The sequence below is a fragment of the Aminobacter sp. P4_D5 genome, assembly GCF_056401815.1.
Genome location: NZ_JBFUIP010000306.1, coordinates 1 through 3,616, shown reverse-complemented (window position 1 = coordinate 3,616; position 3,616 = coordinate 1). Strand labels below are relative to the sequence as shown.

At 58.4% G+C, this 3,616-nt stretch carries 4 protein-coding genes; all 4 read right to left on the bottom strand.

Annotation, left to right across the window (positions count from 1 at the left end; genetic code table 11):
- Positions 1-216: 216 nt before the first annotated feature.
- The gene (locus tag AC1DWF_RS31060) at positions 217-588 is read right to left on the bottom strand and encodes a hypothetical protein (RefSeq protein WP_476785821.1); all 372 of its coding nucleotides are present in this window, start codon (positions 586-588) and stop codon (positions 217-219) included.
- Positions 585-2,393 carry a hypothetical protein gene (locus AC1DWF_RS31055; RefSeq protein ID WP_476785820.1) on the bottom strand — a complete coding sequence of 603 codons (1,809 nt, stop codon included), beginning with the start codon at positions 2,391-2,393 and terminating at the stop codon, positions 585-587. Before AC1DWF_RS31055 ends, AC1DWF_RS31060 begins: the two co-directional genes overlap by 4 nt.
- A 38-nt stretch (positions 2,394-2,431) precedes the next feature.
- Complete coding sequence (locus AC1DWF_RS31050) at positions 2,432-3,352, bottom strand: hypothetical protein (protein ID WP_476785819.1); 921 nt, start codon at positions 3,350-3,352, stop codon at positions 2,432-2,434.
- On the bottom strand, positions 3,349-3,616 hold a 268-nt coding region (locus tag AC1DWF_RS31045), incomplete at its 5' end, for a hypothetical protein (RefSeq protein ID WP_476842482.1). The genes AC1DWF_RS31050 and AC1DWF_RS31045, both read right to left, overlap by 4 nt.

Here is a 3,616-nt window from a genome sequence, read left to right as displayed (position 1 = left end):
GTTTTCGTCGTGGCGCTCGTCGCCGTGGCCAGTGCCATATTGTGGTTGGTTGGCCTGTAGCGAGGTATCAAATGAACTGGGCCGACTGGCTTTTTGTCGCCGTCACATTTGCCACGGCGAGCGCTATTCTGTGGCAGCTCGGGTACTAGGGCCCCGTTTCCGGTCATCCAAGTCAGACGCAGGCGTCAGCGGGCGACCGGCAGGACGCCGGCGCGGCTAGATCGCATTCGCCGTCACAAACAACGCATCCACCGTCTCTTCGGAAAGCCCAAGCTCAAGGGCAACCGCCTGCAGGTACGGGTGGTCGCGAGCGATATACGTCGCCTTGCGCCACCAGATGCGGACAGGCTCATACGGGTACGCGTCGATCAAGGCATTAATCCGCCCGAGCAACACCCCGTCATCGTAGCGATACAGCGCGATCTCAGCCTGCGCGGGTGAGACTTGGGAAGGTACGGTAGCCGGCGGATTGCGGTAGGCCACAAATTCGGGGTGATCTTCGGAGATTTCTTCCTCAGCGTATTCTGCCTGGAAGTTCGCGTAATCCGCGATGATCTTGCCAGCAACGCGCTCTACAAACCGGCTCATGCTGCCCTCCCTCGTTTATCGTGATAACCCCAAGTAATCAGCTTATTGGTGGCTAGTGTTGGCGAGTACAACTGTACTTCATACCAAAGCTGACCACTTGTGTTCGTAATAAATGTTCCGTCTATTAATACAATATCGTTTTCGCTACCGGTGATTGCTGAGCCGGGGGATGCGATTTGCTGCCACGCAAACGCAGCATTGCCTATATTTGCACCCCCTATTCTTACAATAACGTTTGCCCCACCTGAGCAATATAGCGTATTGCTCATGATTGGATTAACTTGAATTCCAATTGGAACGGAAACAGTTATGACAATTGGACCACTCGTTGCGGCAGAACTAGAGCGATCCTCAACCGGTGTTTTGTATAAAAACCTGTCCCCATCTTGAGCGAAGGGAACAAAAACCCCGGCAAGCCGCCTAGCTGACCCAATTCTCCGGTAATGATTGTAACCAGCCGGGTAATTCGGTTGCGTCGTTGGGTTGAGCGACTTCGACATGCCACGCGAGACGTTGACCCCGTTGCTGATCACAAAGCAGTGCCACCAGCCATCGCTTATCGCTGCGTCAAAACGGCCACCGTTTCCAGTGCCATACACAACGTCCAATTGCATGGTGCCAGCGGCGATTGTCATGAGAATTGGCAGTGCGTCCGAACTCGCACATGACAAGGGCGGATTGTCAATGTCATTCGTAGGATCGATAGAACTGTTTGCAATGTCGGCACCAAGTGAAATGTAACCCGGCACAACTGCTAAACCCCACTCAGGAGCAGTTAACGCCGTATTCTGGCGCAGTGACTGACCCGCCGCACCCTTCGGCAAACGCGCCCAACTCGACGCGCCGCGATACATAATATCTCCTTCCGCAGGCGAACCGACCATGCCTTTGAGTAGCTTTCCAGTAGGGCCGTCGAACAGTGCAAGCTGTCCGTCAACCGACGATACCGGCCCGACGACATCGCCCGTACCGGTGCCATCCTGGCCCTTCACAGCCATCAATTCCCAGAAGGCGTTTGACGTAGCGGGCAAGGCTGGCGGTGCGTTGCCTGTCGTCGGCTGCAATGCGACCCAGCTTGACCCACCGTCCCGCACGACATCGTTGGCCAGATACGCGGTTGCGCCGCTGTATGCGCCGCGGAACCTGAAGCTATCGCCCTTGGCTGCCGTGACCTTCCAAACCGTCTGCCAATTGGCGCCGACGCCCGGCTCGGTGGCCGCGCCTGAAGTGTGCGCCACAAAGCAGCGGTAGGACGTGCCGTTGCGCGTCAGGCCATCATTATACTCGTAGGCTGTCGCCGTCGCCCATCCGGCTTCGATCCAGCGCAACACACCTGCCGGACCTTCGGGGCCGGTGAGGCCAAATGGCCCATCCCAACCGGATGCCGTACGTCTGTAGATGTCCAGGCCATAGCCGATCTCGACACGCAGCCAAAGGTAGCCGACGGCCGGCACCGGCGACAAAGCATTGCGCTCGGCCAATGTGCCAGCGCCGTCGGGATGGATACCAGCCAGCGATAGCTTGGTCAGGATCTGAGCTAGGCGATCGTTGATCCACGTCGCGCGCACGGCCTCTGAGGTCTCGCGCGCAATAGCATAGCCACCGCTCGCCGTCGCCCCTGGCCATGGGTAGGCCAGTGTAAGCGACGTGTCGCTCTCTACGCTGATGATCGGCACCGACTGCCCAGCGAAGCTGAACATGCCACCCGTCACCAGCGCCACATTCCAAGCAGTGTCTGTGCCTGCCACAATAGGCAGGCCATTCGACACGGAAACCGTGCCGGCCGAATAAACCGAAGATGTCATGATTTGCCCTTAGAGGCTGAAGTTGATGTTCGCCGCCGCTATGTGTCGAGGACGTTGTCCAAGACCCAGTACCGCCAAGTGGTCGGCACATCTAAATAGAAGTTCGAGCCGTAGTCCTTGACGACCATGATGTCGAAACCGGCCGTATCGACGGACACCTGGTAATGCGGATGTTGGCGGCCGTAGGTGTTGTTCGCCACCCAATATCGCACCGGCGTGACGTCAATGCCGCCATCCGATCGAATACCAGCGGCAAACACCGGTGGCGGACGAGTGAACCCCTTCGAGAAGTTCACCCGCGCACGCTTATATCGATCGCCACCGGTTCCGGCGAAGTCAGCGACGCCCACAAGCCCAGTTTCATAAACGCGCGCCGCAATGCCGCTGGAGGAGAAATACAGATTTGCCTCTGACGCCGTGTCGACGCTGTAACCGGGACGGGCGATCTTGATGCCGTCCTTGTTGATGCGCACGCGCGGGCCGGAAGCGCCCGGCCCTGGCACACCCGCAACATTCGCGCTGCGGGTCAGGATGTAGTAGCAGCCATTAGGCGAAAATGCCGTGTTCAGGCCTTTCTGGAACCGGATGGTGAGGCTGCCGCCAGACGCAGTGCCAGACACAAAGTAGTTGATGATCTGATAGTTTCGGCCAGCGCTGCCCGACCCCTCGGAGAAATGTGCGGGGAACGCTATCTGGTTGTTTTGATCGACCGGGAAGATGTGGATGATCGGGGTGACGCCGATATTGGGGACCGCCACCACGACCGATTGGTCCTGCGTTGCATCGCCAGTGAAGCCGATAAAGGGACACTGGACATAGCCAAACGCGTAGGGTTGCGAGAACATGAAGTCCTCGTGCGCGATGAATTGATGCAATGCCGCCGTATCCACGTCGACGCCGGGCATTGAAACCCGGAACATCGGCGTCGGCCCATTGAGCTTGATCTTGCCGCGCTTCATTGGGCTCTCAACCGATAGATCTGATAGACGACATTGAAGATCGTGCCGTCAGGCGGGTCACTGATCCCATTGCGGAGCCAAAGCCCGGAGGGGTAACAAATGAAGCGCGGGACACTGGCCGCCGGGTAATTGTATTGGAAGAACCCCGATACCGCCCCCGGCGAACCGTTCTGGACGACCGCCAGCGGCGTGTATCCAAGGCTCGGCCAGGTGGCGATGTAGGCACCGCCGCCACCCGGAATAGCGCCCGACCAAGACCAGACC

Excerpts from the sequence above, each read along its gene's own strand:
- AC1DWF_RS31060 (WP_476785821.1), bottom strand. The coding sequence starts at position 588 with ATGAGCCGGTTTGTAGAGCGCGTTGCTGGCAAGATCATCGCGGATTAC.
- AC1DWF_RS31055 (WP_476785820.1), bottom strand. The coding sequence starts at position 2,393 with ATGACATCTTCGGTTTATTCGGCCGGCACGGTTTCCGTGTCGAATGGC.
- AC1DWF_RS31050 (WP_476785819.1), bottom strand. The coding sequence starts at position 3,352 with ATGAAGCGCGGCAAGATCAAGCTCAATGGGCCGACGCCGATGTTCCGG.